Origin of the sequence: Streptomyces sp. Alt3, from assembly GCF_030719215.1 — a bacterium.
Taxonomy (GTDB): domain Bacteria; phylum Actinomycetota; class Actinomycetes; order Streptomycetales; family Streptomycetaceae; genus Streptomyces; species Streptomyces glycanivorans.
On record NZ_CP120983.1, the window covers coordinates 2,797,786 to 2,817,559 of the forward strand.

Consider the following 19,774-nt stretch of genomic DNA (forward strand, 5'->3'; position numbering starts at 1 on the left):
AGGGGATCAACACGAAGGCCGTCGCTATGAGTCTGCTGCACCACGGCGCCCCGCGGGATGCGTTTGCCGAACTGTCGGGCTTCCGGATGGGGCTCTATGCCTGTCTGACCGGGCGGCGCGATGCGCTGTTCGAGCTGAGTGATGCCCTGCTGTGCGCGGATGGTCCGGTGAGGACGTTGGTCGAGCTGTCGTTGGAGCCCGAGCACCGGCGCGGGCATGGCGCCTTGTACGGCGGCCTGAACCACGGAGATCTAGATATGGCACGGCTGCGCAGAACGCTGGCAGGGCTGCCGCTTCCCCGCACATCGGAGGGGCGGTTGGTCCTGGCGGTCGACGTGAGCACCTGGTCGCGGCCTGATGCGAATACCAGCCCGGACCGGATGTTCTGCCACACGTACGGTCGTGGCAGGGGCTCGGCCCAGATGATCCCCGGGTGGCCCTACTCCTTCGTTGCCGCTCTGGAGCAGGGGCGGACGTCGTGGACTGCCCTGCTGGACGTGGTCCGGCTGTGTCCCTGGGACGACGCGATCGCCGTCACCGCCGCCCAGGTCCGGGACGTGTTGCAGCGGCTGTATGTGACAGGCCAGTGGCAGGTCGGTGACCCGCCTGTCCTGGTCGTCCTTGATGCCGGCTATGACGTGACCCGTCTGGCTTTCCTGCTTGCGGACCTGCCTGTGGAGCTGCTGGGCGGGATGCGTTCGGACCGCGTCCTGTACTTCCCGCCTCCGCCGCAGCCACCGGCCAATCGCGGGCGCAAGCCCAAGCGCGGGGCTGAGTTTGCGTTCGAGGCCGCGGCCACTCAGCCTGTCCCGTCGGTCACCACGGTGTCCGACACCACCCACTACGGGAAGGCCCTCGCCAGTGCCTGGGATCGCCTGCACCCGCTACTGGTTCGGCGCTCGGCCTGGGTCGGCCACCCCGAAGGAGAGCTGCCGGTCATCGAAGGCACCGTCGTCCGTCTTCAGGTCGACCATCTCCGTGGAGACCGCGACCCCAGGCCGGTCTGGGGTCGCGGTCTCCACGACCCCAGGCCGGTCTGGCTGTGGTGGTCGGGCACCGCCGCAACGGCAGACGACGTGGACCGGCTCTGGCGGGCATTCCTGCGCAGATTCGACCTTGAACACACCTTCAGAATGCTCAAGCAGACGTTGGGGTGGACCGCTCCCAAACTCCGCGAGCCGGCCGCCGCCGACCCCTGGACCTGGCTCGTCATCGCAGCCCACACTCAACTCCGCCTTGCCCGGCCCCTCGCAGAAGACCTCCGCAATCCCTGGGAACGGCCCGCCCGTCAGGGGCGCGCCTCACACCCGCGCGCGTCCGTCGAGGATTTCGCCGCCTCCACGGGAAAAACCTCAGCCGGTCAGCGCACCGAAATCCAGCGTCGCGGGCCCCGGCCAGCCAATCGGGACGCAGAACAAGCGCCGCGCACGCGAGCACCCCGTCGGGAAACAGGACAAACCAAACTTCGCGGAAGCCACCGCAGGCAGCAGAGCTGCATAAACGTCAAGCTTAGAGACCGTAGAGCTTCAGCCCAACATGGTCGACAATCCATCGGTATTTGTCACCGTCAATGGCAAAGTAGATTCTCCCAACCCGATCAGGGGTTGTGTAATCATCGAGCTTGATGTGGGGCTGCCGATCCCATGACTTCGTTCGCTCGAACTTAAATTCGTGCAACTTCTTTCTGTATAGCGCCTCATCCTGTGGCGCATACACCAATGGAGTCCTGTCACCGATCCAGGATACAAGCGAGGTCCCCAGCTTACCTCGCTGCTTTCTCCATTCTCGAGCGAGATCAGATAGCGTATCCAGCGCCTCCCTCATTCGCTCAGGATAGGGATATTCACACTTACCCCATTGATCCTTCGCGTGGGGTGTAAATACGAGCGCCCCTTCAGACTCCTCCGTCCAACGATCCCAATCTGCGGAGAAATCATCCGGATTTGCGATGGGCTGCCGCCGCACATCTGTAGGCTCCGTAACGGTCGGCAACGTCGCCATCTCAAGCTGAGCGGTGAGGTTGGCCGACTCAATCTCCAGGCGGGCGACCTGATTTTCCAGCAACTCGTTTTGTTCAAGAAGCTGAACCAGATGCCCTCTTTCTTCCTCCAGCTTATCTTTCAGCAGGTCGATCTGTTCACTCTCGGTGCCAGCAAGGTCATCCAGGAGGGCATCGGTCTCGGCCGAGCGAACCGCTTCCCACAAGCGGTCTCGACCGCGAGCAACGACGCTAAGAGGGGCAAGAAGCCGAGTGAGCTTACCCAAGAGGGCATCGTGATCGCCGTAGAGATCCGCCGACCCCCACCAGGGAGCTCTCGCTTCGACAGTAGGCCAGTACAGCCGTGCGCCGTCACGAGGCAGCAGGTTTCGCTCAAGACCAGCATTGAATGAGTCAAACGCTAGCCAGCCAGAGACGACCACGACATGAGCAAGGCCAGCCAGACGCCGCGCGGCCTTGCGCGCAAACACTGCCGGCGGCCCCACTGTACGAATCGAGGAAATAAGAAGGACGGGTAGGCGCCGCCCGGGCGAAAAGAGGTGATCGCGGACAGATGGAAGCTGGGACGTCAGCGTTGAATTCTCCCTGGCTGTGATGACGTCTAATCCGTCAGCACACCTAAGGCCAGAATCCTGCATGACCGAATTGAGCGATCGGGGTGGCCGAAGTTCTTCCACCGTCGCAGGGGCAAGTAGGCCGCCACTCTCGCGCCCCATGACGACTCGGAAACCAGTCGTTCCACCGTACTCGGAGGCCGTCAACTGGCACAGGAATCTCCCACCTTTAGGAAGATCCTGCCCTATATCCATTCGAAGCGCGCGAACCCCATCGGCAACAGTGACGGGGAGCCAACTTACATGTTGGTCAGGCCGCCCTTGCCCGTAGCCGGGGATAACGACCTCCCCTTTGCCAGACATGAGCTCCGCAGTGGACACACCACTCGCGACTGGTGAGACATGCTGTTCCATATGCGCCATAAGCCGCTCGAAAGCCGACGGCGCACTGCAGCCATCCGCGAGCGTCACCTCAAGGCCAACGACGTACAACTGCTGCATGGGGCTCCCCTCGTCCCGCATCGGGCTGGCGGCCAACCCGACCCCGCCAGCCAAGCCCTGGCCAGCATAGCTACGCAGAGCAATCCGCTGGGGGTACCAGTGCGGATTGCCAGGCGCGGCAGGCACATCAGCCCGCTGTGCGGAGACACTCGAGTAGCCGTATTTGCGGCAGCAGTTCAAGGTCCCCAGTCCGCACACAGTCCGCAGGGCACCCGATCAGGACCGTCGCGCCCCAACGCCAGCCATCACCAAAAGGCCAGGTCAGCGCCCCACAGGGAAGATCCCCGCAGGTCACCGACCCGGCCCGTTACTAGGAGACCAAGAAGGCCTGACCCCGGGCCCGGCCGACCGGCCGGCGGTCCCCGCCGGTCACGTCGCCCATCCGTCCGCACCCGGTCCGCCGGACGCCGTCCACGGCGCCCCTCACGGACCGGGTGCGGTCTTCTTTTTCCCGGCCGCCCTGCCGTGACGCCGGGGCGGGTCCGGGCCGGCCCGTCAGGACCCCGGCAGGAGGTGGCGGTAGCTGTCCGGGTTGTCCCTCAGGTAGGTGGACAGGCTCGTGGCCGGCCGGCCCGTGAGGGTGGGGACGGCGTCCGAGACCGTCTCCAGTTCGCCGGAGGCGATCGCCTCGTACGAGGTGACCCAGCCGGCCACCTCCCAGTCCTCGGCGCCGTAGTGGGCGCGGGAGGCGTAGGCCTCCTCCTCGGTCTCGGCGACGTACCGGACCGTGCGGCCGGTGTGCCGGCTCAGCTCCTCGGCCGCCTCCGCCAGGGTGAACGCCTCGGGGCCCGTGAGGTCGTACGTCGCGCCGTCGTGGTCCGTGCCCTCGTCCAGCAGGACGGCCGACGCCGAGTCCGCGATGTCCTCGTGGGAGACGGCCGAGACCCGCCCCTCTCCGCCCGGGCCGCGCAGGACGCCGTCGGACCCCGTCATCGCGGGGATCCCGGCGAGGTACCAGCCGTCCCTCAGGAAGGTGTGGCGTACGCCGGTCATGCGGACGTGCGCCTCGGTGTGCCAGTGGTCGCGGGCGAACGTGAACGTCGCGTCCGGTGCCGCACCGAGGAACGACACGTACACGATGCGCTCGACACCCGCCGCGAGGGCCGCGTCCACCGCCGTGGTGTGCTCCGTCACCCGGTCGGGGCTCTCGTGCGCCGAGACGAGGAACAGGGTGTGCGCGCCGTCGAGCGCGCGGCGCATGGCCTCGCCGTCGCCGTACGCCGCCGGGGGCGCGGCGGCCGTGCCGGGCAGGCGGGGCAGGCGGCCGGGGGCCCGGCCGAGGAGGCGCACGGGGACTCCGGTCCGGGCCAGCCTCGCGGCCACCCGGCCGCCGACGGCGCCGCTCGCGCCGGTCACCGCGATGAGGTCGCTGATCACCGGGCCCCGCCCTTCCCGTCCGCGGCGCGTGCGGCCTGCTGCGCCCAGGGGCGCACCTCCACGACCGCGCTCACCGGCAGCGGTCCGTAGACGTGCGGGAACTCCTCGCCGCCGGGCTCCATGGCCTCGTACCGGACGGGTGCCTGGACCCGGCCGGTGTCGATGACCAGGACCACCAGGTTCCCGGTGTCGGCCCCGTACAACGCCCGTGCCACGGCCGGCAGCTGGTGGGGCAGCGAGCAGTGGATGAACCCCTCCTCCCGCAGGGTGCGACCCCTGGTGGACATCTCGTACGTCCCCGCCGTGCGGGCGGCCTCCCACAGGGCCTCTTCGGTGAGGTGCAGCAACTGTTCGGTCATCGGGCCACGTTAAGGGGTTCCGGGCGTCCCGAGGAGCTTCGCCTCCGTCTGCGCGTCGAGACCGACGGGCGGCCGGTCGGGACGCTGCGGGACCGTGCCGCCGAGATCCCGCATCCAGGCCCAGGTGTCGGCGACCGTCTCACCGGCCGGTCTGCACCGCAGCCCGGCGGCGTGCGCCTTGGAGACGTCACCCATGTGCAGGGCGTCGTACAGCTCGCCGGCGGGCAGCCAGACCGGCAGGTCCGTCCATGGCTCGACGCCTGCGGCGAGGAGCACCTCCGGGTCGGTCCAGCGCAGTCGGGCGCGGGATCCGGTGACCTGCACGCAGGCGTCCAGGAGCTCGCCCATGGTCGCGTGTCCGGGGCGGCTGACTGTGTTGTGCGGCCCGGACAGGCCGCCGGCCGCGGCGTCCAGCAGCCAGTCCGCCAGGTCACGGACGTCGATGTACTGGATGCCGGCGTCCGGTGGGCCCGGCGCGACGACGGGCCCGCCCCGGGCTGTCCGGCCCAGCCACCACGGCAGCCGGCCGATGTTCTCCCCCGGTCCGAGGATCAGCCCGGCCCTGGCCAGCAGAGCCCGGTCGCCGAAGGTTTCGAGCGCTGCGAGTTCCCCGCCGCGTTTGGCCAGGGCGTAGGAGACGTCGGGGCCGGCGTCGGGAGAGGCGCCGGCCACCGGCGGGCCGTCCTCCGCCAGCCCGGCCGGGGCGGGGAATTCGTACACGGATCTGCTGGAGACGTAGCTGAAGTGCCCGGCTCTGCCCGACAGCAGCCGGGCCGCGTCCCGCACCGCGGAGGGCGCGCCGCTCCAGGTGTCGACGACCAGGTCCCAGGTGCCGTCGGCCAGTGCCCGCAGGCCGGCCCCGCCCGTCGTGCGGTCGCCGGTCAGCGTCCGCACGCCGGCCGGTGCCGGGTGGTGGCCGCGGTGGAAGACCGTGACCTCCCATCCGCGGCCGAGCGCCGCGTCGGTGACGGCGCGTCCGACGAATTCCGTACCGCCCAGCATCAGGAGCCTCATGCGGTGATCGTGCCCGCCGGGGCCTGCGGGGACAACGGAACGTCGCTCTCGGCAGAACGGGGAACCATCCGGCTCAGGACGTGTGCGCGAGGGGGCTGCGGTGCCGCAGCAGCCACCGGTGGTAGTCCTCGGCCCGTCGTGCCGCGTCGCGGTAGGCCGATTCCAGTTCCCCGTAGACCGCGTCCGTGTCCGCGCCCTGCCGTGAGACCAGCAGCAGCCTGACCGCCAGGGGGTCGCCGCGCAGAGGGCGGATGGCCATGTCGTCGCGCGGGCCCGAGGTCGGCTGGCAGGGGGCGACCGCCTCGCCGAGTACGACGAGGGAGGCCGCCGTGAGGTAGTCGCCGTGCAGGACGGGCGGATCGAGGCCCGCGGCACCCAGGACCCTCCGGACGCCGTCCCACTCCCCGTCCACCGAGGGGTCGACCATCCACCGGTCGCCCGCCAGGTCGTCGAGGTCCACCACCGGCCGCCCGGCAGCGGGGTGGTCCCGGGACAGGGAGATGAACTGCGGTTCCCGCTCCAGGAGTACGCGCTGGACGAGCCCGTCCGGAACCACGAGCGGGCAGCCCTCGACCTCGTGCACGAAGGCGACGTCGAGCCGGCCGGCCGCGACCTCCCCGAGCAGGGCACGGGCGGAGACGTCCACCCGGAGCGAGATGTCCGTGCCGGGCAGCCTCACGCGCAGTCCGCGCAGCCAGCCGCCGATGACCCGGCTCGCGGTGGACCCGATGCGCAGGCGCGGGCCACCTTCCCGGGCTGCCTCGGCCTCGGCCATCGCGGCGCCGACCAGGGCCGTCATGCCGTCCACCAGGGGACGGGCGCGGCTGAGGACGGCACGCCCCAGGAGGGTCGGCAGGCAGCCGGTCCTCCCGCGGCGGAACAGTTCCGCCCCCATGCTCTTCTCGATCCGCTGGAGCTGGGTGGTCAAGGAGGGCTGGCTGACGCCGAGCCTCCGTGCCGCCTGGTGCAGGCTGCCCGTGTCGGCGATGGCGCAGAGCGCCCTGAGGTGCCTCACCTCGAGCTCCATGACGGCGAGGGTATGGCTGTTCGGACGTCGAGCACCAGATGCCCCAACCCCCACCAACCGGGCCGTTTCAGGGTTGTCGGGGCGTCCGGCACTGTGATGGTTCTGTGCGCTTACCGCACGTCCGTCCGCGCTCGCGGACCGGGCGATAGGGCGGTGCTATCGCCGGTTGACATCATCCGCCGCGGGCCCGGCTGCCCCGACACTCTCTCCGTACCCCCCACCCGTTCCCCACCCGTTCCCCGTCCGGCTCCCCGGACGGGGTTCGTCGGACAGGCAGGAGACACCCCCCATGAGACACCCCAGGACAGCCGTCATGTCGGCCGTGGCCGGTCTCGGACTCGGACTCGCCGCCGCGCTGGGCACCACCCCCGCGGTCGCCGCAGCCCCGTCCCCCGCGTCCACAGCGAGCACGGCCCAGGCCGGCTACGCCGCGTACGCCGGTTCGAGCGAGAACGCCAAGGCGAACAAGGCCTTCTTCAACGCCGTCATGAAGTCGGTCGCCGAGAAGCGGGCCGCGAACCCGGGCGCCGCGGCGGTCACCGTCGTCTACAGCACCACCAACGCCCCCAGTTTCCGCAGCCAGATAGCGAGCAGCACCAGCATCTGGAACAGCTCGGTCAGCAACGTCAAGCTGCAGGAGGGGTCGAACCCCGACTTCACCTACCGCGAGGGCAACGACTCCCGGGGCTCGTACGCGAGTACGAACGGTCACGGCAGCGGCTACATCTTCCTGGACTACGCCCAGAACCAGCAGTACAACTCCACCCGGGTCACCGCTCATGAGACCGGGCACGTGCTGGGGTTGCCCGACCACTACACCGGTCCGTGCAGCGAGCTCATGTCCGGCGGCGGCCCCGGAACGTCCTGCACGAACGCCTATCCGAACGCGACCGAGCGCTCGCGGGTGAACAGCCTCTGGCAGAACGGCTTCGCGGCCGCGCTCGCCCGCGCCACCTCCTGACGCGACTCCCGGCGCGACCCGCACCACCCGGCACAGGGGCCGTTCCGCCCAGGCGGAACGGCCCCACGGCGTTGCCGGAAAGGCGGGGCCGGGCTCAGGCCAGTTCGAGGGGGAAGGCTCCCCGGTGCCCCGTGCCGGCGCCGTGCGCCGGGCGTGGTTCGAACTCCCGGCAGCTCCATATCTCCTGGACGAATCCGGTCCGCCGGTCCCAGAGGTCCGCGACGTCGTCCCCGCCCGCCACGTCGCGGTAGGCGTCCTTCGCCCCGCGGAAGCAGGCGAGCCCGCCGGACAGACCCCGGACCGGGGCCGGGAAGTAGTCGGAGAAGGCGCAGGCTATGCACGTCTGCAGATGTATGTCCGGCGGCAGGACCCGCTGCACCGTGGCCAGGGCGGCGGCGAAGTCGCCCTCGGCGCGGTTCGACTCGTACACCGCGCCGTCCAGATGGAGGGCCAGGCACAGGTCCGGGTCCGCCCTTCGCAGGGACAGCAGACAGCGGAGCGTGGCCTGGCGGACCGTGCCGGCCGCGAGGACCGGCAGCGGGAGGTCCCACTCCAGGACGCAGTCGTCGAGCGCGCCGTCCACCAGGTCGAACAACCCCTCCGGGGCCGGCGCGCCCGCCACGGGGCTCAGACCGTCGAAGCTCTCGCCCTCGAAGTCCGTGCCCCTGACCCGGATACGGAGCAGCTGTCCGTCCGTGGTGAGAATGACGGCCTCGGAACCATGACGGTCCCGGTACCAGCCTGCCCACGACTCATCTGTCATGAGCAGGGACTGTAGCCCGGACCCGGGACCCGCCCGGCGGCACCCTCCCCTTCCGTGGCCCGGCTGGCAGGGGGCCGCTCATCCGGCCTGCGGCTCACGCCACATGGGCCACATCGGCGGACCCTCGGGAAGGTCGACGGCCCGTCCTGTGAAGGTGAAGCCGAGCCGCTCGTAGAGACCGCGGCTGCGCGCGCTGCTCGCCTCCAGATAGGCGGGGGTCCCCTCCCGGTCGCATCGCTCCAGGACCCCCCTCATCAACGCCTCTCCGATCCCCTCCCCCTGGCGCTCCGGCGAGACGCCGATCATCAACAGGTAGGCGTGCGCCCGGACGTGGGGATGGACCGCGCCCGTCAGTCTCCCCACCAGTTCGGCCCGCTCGTTGTCGGGGTCCGCGGTCTCCCTCATGAGCGCGGGGGTGTCGTCCTCCTCCTCCGGAGCACCCGCGGGCACATCGAGCCAGAGGGCCGTCGCCGTACCGTCCTCCAGCAGGTCGACACGGCCCTCCTCCAGCGCGACGTCCGCGAAGACGCCGAGGAACTTCCCGTGCACCGCGTGCCGGTGCTCCTCGTCCGGAAAGACCCAACAGCTCACCGGATCGTGGTGGAACGCCTCCGCCAGGATCCGTACGACCTGGTCCCTGTCCCGCTGCTCCGCCTGCCGTACGCGTACGCCCATGACCGGACCCACCCCTTCGTCCCGTGGCGGCTCGTCCCAACCGCCGCACGGAATACTAGAGTTGGCCGCCGTGCCGGTCGTGGGCGGTCCCGTTCAGTGGGTTCTGCGGGTGACGAACTCGGCCAGGGCCAGCAGGTCTCCGGCGCCCGCCGGGTCGGGAACGGCGCGGGACAGATGGTGGACGGCACGCGCCATCCGGTCCGCGGCCGCCGTCTGGGCCCAGTCACGCCCGCCCGCCCGCTCGACCGCGTCGGCGGCGCTCCTCACCTCCCCCGGCGTGTTCATGGCGCCCCGGTAGAGCGCGGCGAGCTCACCGGCCGCCGGGGTGTCCGAGGTGAGCGCGGCGACCACCGGCAGGGACTTTTTATGGGCGGTCAGGTCCGCCCCGACCGGTTTGCCCGTGCGCGCCGTGTCCCCCCAGATACCGATCAGGTCGTCGATGAGCTGGAAGGCGAGGCCGGCCTCCCTGCCGAAGCCGTCCATGGCGCGCACGGCTCTCTCGTCCGCTCCGGCGTAGAGCGCGCCCAGGGCGCAGGCACAGCCGAGCAGGGCGCCGGTCTTGGCCATGGCCATGGCGAGGCACTCGTCCAGGGTGACGTCGTCGGGGCCTCGGTCCTCCAGGCCGCAGTCGGCCTGCTGTCCCGCGCAGAGCTCGATGACGCAGGTGGAGAGCCGTACCGCCGCGGGCGGGGACGCCGGGTGCGGATCGTCCGTCAGGAGGCGGAGTGCGAGCGAGAACATCGCGTCACCCGTGATGACGGCGTCCGGCACACCGAACACCGCCCAGGCCGTCGGGCGGTGCCGGCGCGTGGTGTCCTCGTCGATGACGTCGTCGTGGAGCAGGGTGAAGTTGTGGGCGAGTTCCACGGCGACGGCCGCCCTCATCGCGGCCTCCGGATCCCCTCCCAGCGCACGTGCGGCGGCCAGGACGAGCGCGGGCCGGATGGCCTTTCCGGCCTGGCCCGACGCAGGCGTCCCGTCGGCGTCCTGCCAGCCGAAGTGGTACATGGCGACCCGGCGGATCGCCCCGGGCAGCGTCTCGACGGCTGCGCGGAGATGCGGGTCGACGGCGTCACGGGTGCGCTCCAGGAGCGCGACGGCCTTGTCCTCCTCCATCGCGGCATCCGTACTGGTCATGGTCACGGTCACTCCTTCCGGGTGCCACGGGGCACCAGTGGTCGCGGCCTCGGCATGCCGGGGGCCCGGGCGCCGGGCGCCCGGGCCTTCGCGGAGCGTCACCGCCAGCGGCTGACCTCCACGTTCTCCAGGACCCCGAGGGCGTCGGGCACGAGGACGGCGGCGGAGTAGTACGCCGTCACGAGGTACGAGATGATCGCCTGCTCGTCGATTCCCATGAAGCGCACCGAGAGGCTCGGCTCGATCTCGTCCGGGATTCCGCTCTGCTGGAGTCCGACGACTCCCTGGTCGGACTCACCGGTCCGCATGCAGATGATCGACGTGGTGCGGGCGTCGGTGACCGGGATCTTGTTGCAGGGGAAGATCGGCACTCCGCGCCAGGCGGGCACGTGGTGCCCGCCGACCTCGACGCTCTCCGGGACCAGGCCGCGCTTGTTGCACTCACGGCCGAAGGCCGCGATGGCCCGGGGGTGCGCGAGGAAGAGGTTCGATCCGCGTCGCCGCGAAAGGAGTTCGTCCATGTCGTCGGGACCGGGCGCCCCGTCGTGGGGCTGGATCCGCTGCCCGTAGTCGCAGTTGTTGAGCAGGCCGAACTCCCGGTTGTTGACGAGCTCGTGCTCCTGGCGCTCACGCAGCGCCTCGACCGTGAGCCTCAACTGCTGCTCGGTCTGGTTCATCGGCTGGTTGTAGAGGTCGGCCACCCTGCTGTGGACCTTCAGCACGGTCTGGGCGACGCTCAGTTCGTACTCACGGGGCGACGACTCGTAGTCGACGAAGGTGTGCGGGACGATGCTCTCCCCCACGTGCCCCGCCGAGAGGTCGATCTCCGCCTCGCCGTAGGGGTTGGTCCGCTGGTGCGGGATCGCGAGCAGCCCGGCGAGGTGGTCGCGGAGCGAGTCCGCCCGGGCCGCGAGATTGAGCACGTCCGACCGGCGCAGGGTGAGCAGGGTGCAGGCGGTGACCGCGCGGGCCGTGTACTCCCAGGTCGCGTCGCCGTCGACCAGGACGTGGTCGCCGAAGTAGGCGCCGTCGGCGAGGACTCCGAGTACCGTCTCGTCGCCGTACGGTCCGGTCCCGATCTTCTCGACCTTGCCGTGGGCCAGCAGGTGGACACGGTCCGCCGAGTCGCCGGCCGCGGCGAGTACCTCGCCGGCCGCGACGTCGCGCTGCTCGCACCTGCGCGCCAGCTCGCCCAGCACGTCCTCGTCGGCGAAGTCGCGCAGGGCGGGGAGCTCTCCGAGCTCGGCGGGGATGACCGCGACCCGGTCTCCGGTCTGGACGAATGTCACCCTGCCGTCCCCGACCGAATGGCTCAGCCGGCGGTTCACCCGGTACGTGCCGCCCTGCACCTGCACCCAGGGGAGCATGCGCAGCAGCCACCGCGAGGAGATCTCCTGCATCTGCGGGGCGGACTTGGTCGTCGTCGCGAGGTTCCGCGCAGCCGCTGTGCCGAGACTCTGCTGCGGCGGCTGCGTGTCGCGAACCTCTTCACCAACGGACATCCGACATCCTCTCGATCATGGTCTGACCTGCGTGAAGAAGACTTGCAGCCGGAGGACACCGCGCGCTATTACACAAAAGAGTGTGACTAATCGGCCCCGAGGTGGGGCACGTTGCCCGCACCCGGCGCCCCGGCGGGGCCCTCGGAGCGTCACGTCGGACATGTGGTCGAACGGGGCCGGGCCTAGGACTTCGGTCGGTGCGACGCCTGCGACTTCGACGGGACCCTGCTGCGACCTGCGCCCGTTACGCGGCCGCGGAAGCCCTCCTAGCGTTCTCGCCATGGATACGACGGGCACCCTCGACGAGGCACTGCAACGGCTGCACGCCTCGGGCCCCGAGCGGCTGGGACGGCTGACCAACCACGCGCCGATGGCCGTCGAGGCCCTCGCCGCCCGCGGTCGGGGGGCCGCCGTGCACCGCTGGCTCGACCTGTACGCGTCCCGGCTCGAGGAGTTCCCCACCGCCGTCGAGCGGATCACGGACGCCGGCTGGCGTTCCGCACTGGGCGACCCGCGCCGCGCCGCCGACTGGATCGCCCGGTTCGGCCGGGAACTCGACGAACGGCCCTGGCGCGACGTGCTCGCCCTGTGGTGGCCCCGCCTCCTGCCCGGCATGTACGGAGGATCGACGCACCCGGTGATCCGCGTGGGCCATGCCGTGCGCACGCTCCTGGCGGACGACAGCACCGGACCGCGTCTGACCGAACTCGCCCACGGCCTCGGGTACTGGGCGGCCCGCCACCGTCCCGTCACCGATCCGGTCCCCGTGCCCGGCGCCCGCAGCGCCGCGGCGGCCCTCGACGCGGTGACGCCCCTCGACCGGCGGGAGGGCGGTTTCCCGGCCCGGCTCGGCCGCGTCGGAAGCCTGCCGGTGTGGGCGGCGGCCGTCACGGACCCGGCCGAGGCGCACCGCCGGCTGACCGAACTGGTCCGGGCCGCCACCCACAGGTACGCCACCCACGGCCACGGCGACCCGACGATGCTGGTGCACGCGGCCACGGCTCCCAACGCCGTGCTGCGCACCCTGCCGGCCCTCCCCCGGGCCCTGTGGGTCCCGAGTCTCCGGGCGGCCTGGACGGCCTCCGCGGCGGTGACCGCCATGTACGCGCCGGACGCCCCGGCGCCTTACGTCCCGCCCGGTGACGTCACGCCCGAGGAGGTCTTCGAGCGGGCCCTGGCGCACGGCGACGAACACGTCGTCAAGCTGACCGACACGGCCCTCGACGTCGGCGACGAGCGGGCGTTCGCCGCGGCCCTGCGTGCCGTCGGGCTCAGCGAACCGCTGCGGTAGGGCCGTTCAGCGCGGGAGCGGCGCTCCCGACACGACGACCTTGCCCGGGTTGAGGATGCCGTGCGGGTCCAGGGCCGCCTTGACCGCCCGCTGCATGGCGAGGTTGACGGGGCCCACCTCGCGGTCCATGCCGCCCATCTTCAGCAGCCCCACACCGTGCTCTCCGGTGACGGTGCCACCGAAGGAGATCGCGGCGTCGAGGATGTCCTCGAAGGCGAGCTGGGCGCGCGCCCTGGCCGCGTCGTCGCCGGGTTCGGTGATGATCAGCGGGTGCAGGTTGCCGTCACCGGCGTGGGCGATGTTGGCGATGAGCACCTCGTGCTCACCGGCGATCTCCTCGATGCGCGCCAGCATCTGCGGCACCCGGGAACGCGGCACGACCACGTCCTCGGTGAGCACCGGCCCCAGCCGCTCGAGCGCGGGGTAGGCGAGGCGCCTGGCCTGGAACAGGGCGTCCGCCTCCGCCTGGTCGGTGGAGACCTCGGCCCAGGCCGCGCCGGCCTCGGCGAAACAGGCCCGGACGGTCTCGGCCTCGGCGTCGCCGGCGGCTCCGGGGGTGTCCACGCGGCCGAGCAGGATCGCGTTCGCGTCCGCCGAGAGGCCCATGTTCTTCCACTCGTCGACGGCCTTCAGGCAGTGCCGGTCGAGGAGTTCGAGCGCCGAGGGCACGACGCCGGCCGCCGTCACCCGGCTCACCGCGTCGCCTGCCGCGACGACCGAGTCGAAGAAGCCCGCCACCGTGCGCTCCGCCGGGCGCGCGCCGCGCAGCTTCACGGTGATCTCGGTGATCACGCCGAGAGTGCCCTCGGAGCCGACGAACAGACCGCACAGGTCGTACCCGGCGACCCCCTTCGCGGTCTGCCGGCCCATCCGCACGATCTCGCCGAGGCCGTTGACGGCCTCCAGCCCGAGCACGTAGTCGCGTGTCACGCCGTACTTGACGCAGCACATGCCCCCGGCGTTGGTGGCCGTGTTGCCGCCGATGGTGGACCAGGGCGAGCTCGCCGGGTCCGGCGGGTACCAGAGACCCTGCTCGGCGCACGCCGCGCGCAGGTCGTCGTTGACGACGCCCGGCTGGACGACGGCGAGGCGTTCCACGGGGTCGATGCGCAGGATCCGGTTCATGTCCTCGAAGGAGAGGACGACGGCCCCGTCCACCGCGTTCGCCCCGCCCGACAGGCCCGTACCCGCGCCGCGCGGGACCACCGGGATCCGGTGCTCGACGCAGTACGCGACGACGGCCCGGACCTCTTCGGTGTCCTGCGGCCGTACGACGGCGAGCGGCAGCCCCGCCGGGGCCCACTCCGCCTCGTCGTGCGCGTACCGGCCCAGGCTGTCCGGGTCGGTGATGACCTTGCCCGCCGGGATCCCGTCGGCTGCGTTCGGCTTCTGCACGGCCGCTGACCACCTCTCTCGCCCACGCGCGCCCCGCATCCGTCACGGGGCCGCACCCCTCCCATGATGCCGCGTCCCATCCCGCAGGAACCGGGCACCCTAACTTGCATCCACAATGCAACTTATCTACGCTGCCACCATGCGGCTGACGCGATTCACCGATGTGGCGCTGCGGGTGCTCATGCGCCTGGCCGTCACGACGGACGGCGAGGACCCGCCGACCACCCGCGAGGTGGCGGCCACCATGCAGGTGCCCTACACCCACGCGGCCAAGGTCGTGGCCCGCCTCCAGCACCTCGGCCTCGTCGACGCGAGGCGAGGCCGCGGCGGAGGACTCTCCCTCACCACCGCGGGGCGTTCCGCCTCGGTAGGCACCCTGGTGAGGGAGCTGGAAGGGCCGGGTGAGGTCGTCGACTGCGAGGGCGACACCCCCTGCCCGCTGCGTTCCGCCTGCCGGCTCCGCTCGGCACTGCGACGGGCCGAAGAGGCCTTCTACGCCTCGCTCGACCCGCTCACGGTCAGCGATCTCGCCGCCTCCCCCACCGGCCCGCTGCTGCTCGGGATCAGCCGCGGCCGCCCGGCGCCCGGCTGATCCGCCGGGCCCCGCCGACCGCACCCCACGGCGCACGGCGATCGGATCACGCTGTTCAAAAATATGCATTTCACATGCCAATTAAACGGGTCTCCGTGCGCGGCCCGCCTTCACACCCGAGGAGTCAACCGATGCTCTCCGAGACGTCGACCGCAACCGTCCGAGCCACCCTCCCCGCTGTGGGGGCGGCCGTCGGGGACATCGCGGACCTCTTCTACCGGAAGCTGTTCGAGGCCCACCCGGAGCTGCTCAGGGACCTGTTCAACCGGGGCAACCAGGCCTCCGGCACGCAGCGCCGGGCACTCGCCGGATCCATCGCCGCCTTCGCCGCCCAGCTCGTCGAGAACCCGGGGACCCGGCCCGACGTGATGCTGGGCCGCATCGCCAACAAGCACGCCTCCCTGGGCATCACCGCCCCGCAGTACGGGATCGTCCACACCCACCTCCTCGCCGCGATCGCCGAGGTGCTCGGCGACGCCGTCACCCCCGAGGTGGCCGCGGCCTGGGACGAGGTCTACTGGCTGATGGCCAACGCGCTGATCGCGATCGAGGAACGGCTCTACGCGCAGCAGGACGTGACAGCGGGCGACGTGTGGCGCGAGTGGACGGTGACGTCCCGCGTCGAGGACACCGAGGACGTGGCGACCTTCCGCGTCGCACCCGCCGACGGCGCGCCGGCACCCGCCTTCCGGCCGGGCCAGTACGTCTCCGTCCAGGTGGAACTGCCGGACGGTGCCCGCCAGATACGCCAGTACAGCCTCACCGGCGCCCCGCGCTCCGCGACGCGCTCCTTCTCGGTCAAGCGGGTGCGGGGCGAGGACGGCCCGGAGGGCGAGGTCTCCGCGCACCTGCACGAACGGCTGCACGCCGGGGACCGGCTGCGCGTCTCGGCGCCGTACGGCGACCTGGTGCTCGACGGGTCCGACGCCCCGCTGCTCCTCGCCTCGGCCGGTATCGGCTGCACCCCGGTCCTGTCGATGCTGGAGCACCTGGTGGAGGAGGGACACGGTTCGCCGGTCACGGTGGTGCACGGCGACCGGTCGCCCGCCGACCACGCGCTGCGCCGGGACCACGAGGAGCTCACCGGCAGGCTCCCCGGTGGCGTCTCCCACTTCTGGTACGAGACCCCGGAGCCCGGCCGGAGCCCGGACCGCACCGGCCTGGTCGACCTGAGCGGTGTGGCCGTCGCCCCGGGGACCCACGCCTACCTCTGCGGCCCGCTCCCCTTCATGCGCGCCGTCCGCTCGCAGCTCCTCGGCAAGGGCGTGGCTCCGGCCGACATCCACTACGAGGTGTTCGGTCCCGATCTGTGGCTCGCCCAGGACTGAAGCACGGCCACCCGGGGCACTCGCGGACTGTCCGGATCGAATCGCACACGATGCGGACAGTGCCCGGACAGGTTTGCCGGAGCCTCAAGTTCCGGTAAAAGCGCTGTACGGACACACTCCCCTGCGAAGACAAGGAGTCGGCCATGTCCTCACCCATGTCCGCGAGCAACTTCCTCAAGGCACTGAAGGCCGAGGGACTCACCGTCGTCCAGGTGGGCGAATGGCGTACGCACAACCGCAACCACAAGGGCCCCTGGGGGCCGGTCCACGGTGTGATGCTGCACCACACCGTCACGAAGGGCACGGCCCGCACCGTCGAGATCTGCCGCGACGGCTACTCGGGGCTGCCGGGCCCGCTCTGCCACGGTGTGATCGCCAAGGACGGACGGGTCCACCTGGTCGGCTACGGCCGCGCCAACCACGCCGGTCTGGGGGACGACGACGTCCTGCGCGCCGTCATCGCCGAGAAGCGGCTGCCGGCGGACAACGAGTCCAACACCGACGGCAACCGGCACTTCTACGGCTTCGAGTGCGAGAACCTCGGCGACGGGAAGGACCCCTGGCCCGCCGTCCAGCTGGAGGCGATCGAGAAGGCCGCCGCGGCGGTCTGCCGCTTCCACGGCTGGGGCGCCCCCTCGGTCATCGGGCACCGGGAGTGGCAGCCGGGCAAGGTCGATCCGCGCGGCTTCTCCCTGACGGGCATGCGCAACCGGATCCACGACCGCCTGAAGTAGTGCCTCGCGGGGCGGCACACAATGGAGGCATGGACCACGGAGCGCTCGACCTCTCCCGGCTGCAGCCGGTGCTTCCCTCACCCCTGCAGCCGGCCGAGGACGAGCGTTTCGCACGTCACGGCGTGACCCTGCTGCTCAAGCGCGACGACCTGATCCACCCCGACCTGCCGGGCAACAAGTGGCGCAAGCTCGTCCCCAACCTCCGGGCCGCCGCCGGCCGCACCGTACTGACCTTCGGCGGCGCGTGGTCGAACCACCTCCGTGCCACGGCCGCCGCCGGGCGCCTCCTGGGCTTCCCGACCATCGGCGTCGTCCGGGGCGACGAGCTGGCCCACCGTCCGCTGAACCCGTCGCTCGCACAGTGCGCCGCCGACGGCATGCGTCTGCACTTCGTGGACCGCACGACCTACCGCGCGAAGACCTCCCCCGAGGTCCTGGAGGGGCTGCTGAGCCTCTTCGGGGACTGTGCGGTCGTCCCGGAGGGCGGCAGCAACGCACCGGCCGCACAGGGCTGCACGGAGCTCGGCCGTGAACTGCGCGGCCGGACCGGCACGGTGGCGGTGGCCTGCGGCACCGGCGGCACCCTCGCCGGGCTGGCCGCGGGCCTCGGTGACCACCAGCGGGCCCTGGGCGTCCCGGTCCTGCGGGGCGGATTCCTGGGAGCCGCGGTGCGCGACCTCCAGCTGGAGGCGTTCGGCGGCCCGGCCGGGCGGTGGTCGCTGGACGAACGCTTCCACTTCGGCGGGTACGCCCGCACGACACCGGAGCTGCACGCGTTCGCCGACGACTTCGAGGACCGGCACGGCCTGCCCGTGGAGCGGCTCTATGTGGCCAAACTCCTGTACGGGCTGACCGTGCTGGCCGGGGAGGGCGCCTTCGCCCCGGGATCCACGGTCACCGCGGTCGTGACCGGACGGCCCTGAGCCCCGGGGTCACGACGTGTCGCCGTCCGACTCCCGGTAGGCGGCGGCCTCCTCCAGATCCAGCCGGCGCAGCAGGGCGCGCAGCATCTCGTCGTCGATCCGCCGCTCGTCCCGCAGGCGCACGAACACCTCGCGCTCGGCGGCGATCATCTCCCTCGCCAGTCGGCGGTAGGTGTCGTCCGCCGACTCCCCGGTGACCGGATTCGGCCGGCCGAGCCTCTCCCACACGGCGTTGCGGCGGCGTTCCATGACGGTGCGCAGCCGCTGGGTGAGGGGGTCGGGCAAGGCGTTGCGGGGGTCGGCGAGCAGGGCGTCCAGCCGCTCGTCGGCGACCGTGGACGCCTCGCTCTGCGCCTGCGCCTCGGCCAGCGTCTCGGCCCGCACGTCGCGCCCAGGGAGCTTCAGCACACGCACCAGCAGCGGCAGGCTCAGCCCCTGGACGACCAGGGTCCCGATGACGGTCGTGAAGGTCAGGAAGAGCACCAGGTTGCGTGCGGGGAAGTCCTCCCCGTCGTGCGTGACGGCGGGGATGGAGAAGGCGATGGCGAGCGAGACGACCCCCCGCATCCCGGCCCAGCCGACGATCAGGGGGGATGTCCAGGGCATCGGCCCCTCCCGCTCCCGGACGCGGGCGGAGAACCGCTGCGGCAGGTAGCTCGCGGGGTACACCCAGACGAAGCGCACCACGACCACGGCGACGAACACGAGGACCGCGTACCGGAAGGCGTCCAGCACGCTGTAGGCACCCAGCTCCCTCAGCACGAAGGGCAGCTGCAGCCCGATCAGCGCGAAGACCGCGGATTCCAGGACGAACGCGACCATCTTCCAGACCGCCGCCTCCTGGAGCCGGGTCGCGAAGTCGACCTGCCAGGAGCGGTGCCCCAGGTAGAGCGCGACGACGACCACGGCGAGCACACCGGAGGCGTGCACCCGCTCGGCGGCCGCGTACGCGACGAACGGGATCAGCAGCGACAGGGTGTTCTGGAGCAGCGCCTCCTTGAGGTGGGTGCGCAGCCAGTGCAACGGCACCATCAGCAGCAGGCCGACGCCGACACCCCCGACGGCGGCCAGCAGGAACTCCCCGATCCCCTCGCTCCAGCTCATGCCCTCGCCGACCGCCGCGGCAAGGACCACCTTGAAGGCGGTGATCGCGGTGGCGTCGTTCACCAGGGACTCGCCCTGCAGGATCGTGGTGACCCGGGCGGGCAGGCCCACCCGCCGGGCGATCGCGGCGGCGGTGACGGCGTCCGGCGGGGCGATCACGGCGCCGAGCACCAGCGCCGCGGTGAGCGGCAGGCCCGGCACGAGGAGATAGGCCAGCCACCCCACCGCGAACGTCGCGAAGAGCACGTACCCCACGGAGAGCAGGGCGACGGGACGCAGGTTGGCCCGCAGGTCCAGGTACGAGCTGTCGACCGCCGCCGTGTACAGCAGCGGCGGCAACAGCAGGGGCAGCACGATGTGCGCGTCAAGCGTGTAGTCCGGCACTCCCGGCAGGTACGAGGCCAGCAGCCCCGCGGCGACCAGCAGCAGCGGGGCGGGCACCGGTGTCCGGCGGGCTGCCCCCGCGACCGCCGCGCTTGCCGCGACGAGCGCCACCAGCGGCAATGCGTCCATCTCACAGTCCTCACATCCGACGTAA

At 71.3% G+C, this 19,774-nt stretch carries 17 protein-coding genes and 1 pseudogene; 7 read left to right on the forward strand and 11 right to left on the reverse strand.

Annotated features, from left to right (window positions below):
• Positions 1-26 precede the first annotated feature (26 nt).
• Positions 27-1,500 (forward strand): annotated as a pseudogene (locus P8A20_RS11815) (NF041680 family putative transposase).
• A gap of 9 nt (positions 1,501-1,509) precedes the next feature.
• Here the strand turns inward: P8A20_RS11815 and P8A20_RS11820 are convergent.
• From P8A20_RS11820 to P8A20_RS11840, 5 genes are all read right to left on the reverse strand, one after another.
• On the reverse strand, positions 1,510-3,054 hold the full coding sequence (locus P8A20_RS11820; protein WP_306103480.1) for a hypothetical protein: 1,545 nt from the start codon (positions 3,052-3,054) through the stop codon (positions 1,510-1,512).
• Between the two features lie 495 nt (positions 3,055-3,549).
• Positions 3,550-4,431, reverse strand: a complete 882-nt coding sequence (locus tag P8A20_RS11825) for an SDR family oxidoreductase (protein ID WP_306103481.1) — start codon at positions 4,429-4,431, stop codon at positions 3,550-3,552.
• Entirely contained in the window at positions 4,428-4,790 is a 363-nt protein-coding gene (locus P8A20_RS11830; protein WP_147959454.1) for a DUF952 domain-containing protein, read from the reverse strand. The genes P8A20_RS11825 and P8A20_RS11830 overlap by 4 nt, the downstream gene beginning before the upstream one ends.
• Before the next feature lie 9 nt (positions 4,791-4,799).
• Entirely contained in the window at positions 4,800-5,792 is a 993-nt protein-coding gene (locus P8A20_RS11835; RefSeq protein WP_306105141.1) for an NAD-dependent epimerase/dehydratase family protein, read from the reverse strand.
• Between the two features lie 85 nt (positions 5,793-5,877).
• Entirely contained in the window at positions 5,878-6,831 is a 954-nt protein-coding gene (locus P8A20_RS11840) for a LysR family transcriptional regulator (RefSeq protein WP_147959453.1), read from the reverse strand.
• 289 nt (positions 6,832-7,120) lie between these two features.
• Here P8A20_RS11840 and snpA point away from each other — a divergent pair, with 289 nt between their 5' ends.
• Positions 7,121-7,792: a snapalysin gene (gene snpA / locus P8A20_RS11845; protein ID WP_306103482.1), complete on the forward strand. Its 672-nt coding sequence runs from the start codon at positions 7,121-7,123 to the stop codon at positions 7,790-7,792.
• A 94-nt stretch (positions 7,793-7,886) separates the two neighbouring features.
• Here the strand turns inward: snpA and P8A20_RS11850 are convergent, their stop codons facing one another.
• The 4 genes from P8A20_RS11850 to P8A20_RS11865 form a co-directional block, all read right to left on the reverse strand.
• Positions 7,887-8,555, reverse strand: coding sequence for a DUF6304 family protein (locus P8A20_RS11850; RefSeq protein WP_147959452.1), 669 nt, complete (start codon positions 8,553-8,555; stop codon positions 7,887-7,889).
• Between the two features lie 78 nt (positions 8,556-8,633).
• Positions 8,634-9,230, reverse strand: coding sequence for a GNAT family N-acetyltransferase (locus tag P8A20_RS11855; RefSeq protein ID WP_147959451.1), 597 nt, complete (start codon positions 9,228-9,230; stop codon positions 8,634-8,636).
• A 93-nt stretch (positions 9,231-9,323) separates the two neighbouring features.
• Positions 9,324-10,367, reverse strand: coding sequence for a family 2 encapsulin nanocompartment cargo protein polyprenyl transferase (locus tag P8A20_RS11860; protein WP_147959450.1), 1,044 nt, complete (start codon positions 10,365-10,367; stop codon positions 9,324-9,326).
• A gap of 98 nt (positions 10,368-10,465) precedes the next feature.
• Positions 10,466-11,869, reverse strand: a complete 1,404-nt coding sequence (locus P8A20_RS11865; RefSeq protein ID WP_147959449.1) for a family 2B encapsulin nanocompartment shell protein — start codon at positions 11,867-11,869, stop codon at positions 10,466-10,468.
• A gap of 280 nt (positions 11,870-12,149) precedes the next feature.
• Here P8A20_RS11865 and P8A20_RS11870 point away from each other — a divergent pair, with 280 nt between their 5' ends.
• On the forward strand, positions 12,150-13,160 hold the full coding sequence (locus tag P8A20_RS11870) for a questin oxidase family protein (RefSeq protein WP_306103483.1): 1,011 nt from the start codon (positions 12,150-12,152) through the stop codon (positions 13,158-13,160).
• A 6-nt stretch (positions 13,161-13,166) separates the two neighbouring features.
• Here P8A20_RS11870 and P8A20_RS11875 read toward each other — a convergent pair whose 3' ends face one another.
• Positions 13,167-14,594 (reverse strand): FAD-binding oxidoreductase, encoded by a 1,428-nt coding sequence (locus tag P8A20_RS11875; protein WP_222723348.1) that lies wholly within the window; start codon positions 14,592-14,594, stop codon positions 13,167-13,169.
• Positions 14,595-14,694: 100 nt separating this feature from the next.
• Between P8A20_RS11875 and P8A20_RS11880 the strand changes: the two genes are divergently transcribed.
• From P8A20_RS11880 to P8A20_RS11895, 4 genes are all read left to right on the forward strand, one after another.
• On the forward strand, positions 14,695-15,147 hold the full coding sequence (locus tag P8A20_RS11880) for an RrF2 family transcriptional regulator (protein WP_147959446.1): 453 nt from the start codon (positions 14,695-14,697) through the stop codon (positions 15,145-15,147).
• Between the two features lie 131 nt (positions 15,148-15,278).
• Positions 15,279-16,475: a globin domain-containing protein gene (locus P8A20_RS11885; RefSeq protein WP_147959445.1), complete on the forward strand. Its 1,197-nt coding sequence runs from the start codon at positions 15,279-15,281 to the stop codon at positions 16,473-16,475.
• Between the two features lie 143 nt (positions 16,476-16,618).
• Complete coding sequence (locus P8A20_RS11890) at positions 16,619-17,209, forward strand: N-acetylmuramoyl-L-alanine amidase (RefSeq protein WP_306103484.1); 591 nt, start codon at positions 16,619-16,621, stop codon at positions 17,207-17,209.
• A 29-nt stretch (positions 17,210-17,238) separates the two neighbouring features.
• Entirely contained in the window at positions 17,239-18,132 is an 894-nt protein-coding gene (locus P8A20_RS11895) for a 1-aminocyclopropane-1-carboxylate deaminase/D-cysteine desulfhydrase (protein WP_147959444.1), read from the forward strand.
• Positions 18,133-18,141: 9 nt separating this feature from the next.
• Here the strand turns inward: P8A20_RS11895 and P8A20_RS11900 are convergent, their stop codons facing one another.
• A complete protein-coding gene (locus P8A20_RS11900; protein WP_306103485.1) occupies positions 18,142-19,749 on the reverse strand; it encodes a Na+/H+ antiporter in 1,608 nt (535 codons plus the stop codon).
• Between the last annotated feature and the right edge of the window lie 25 nt (positions 19,750-19,774).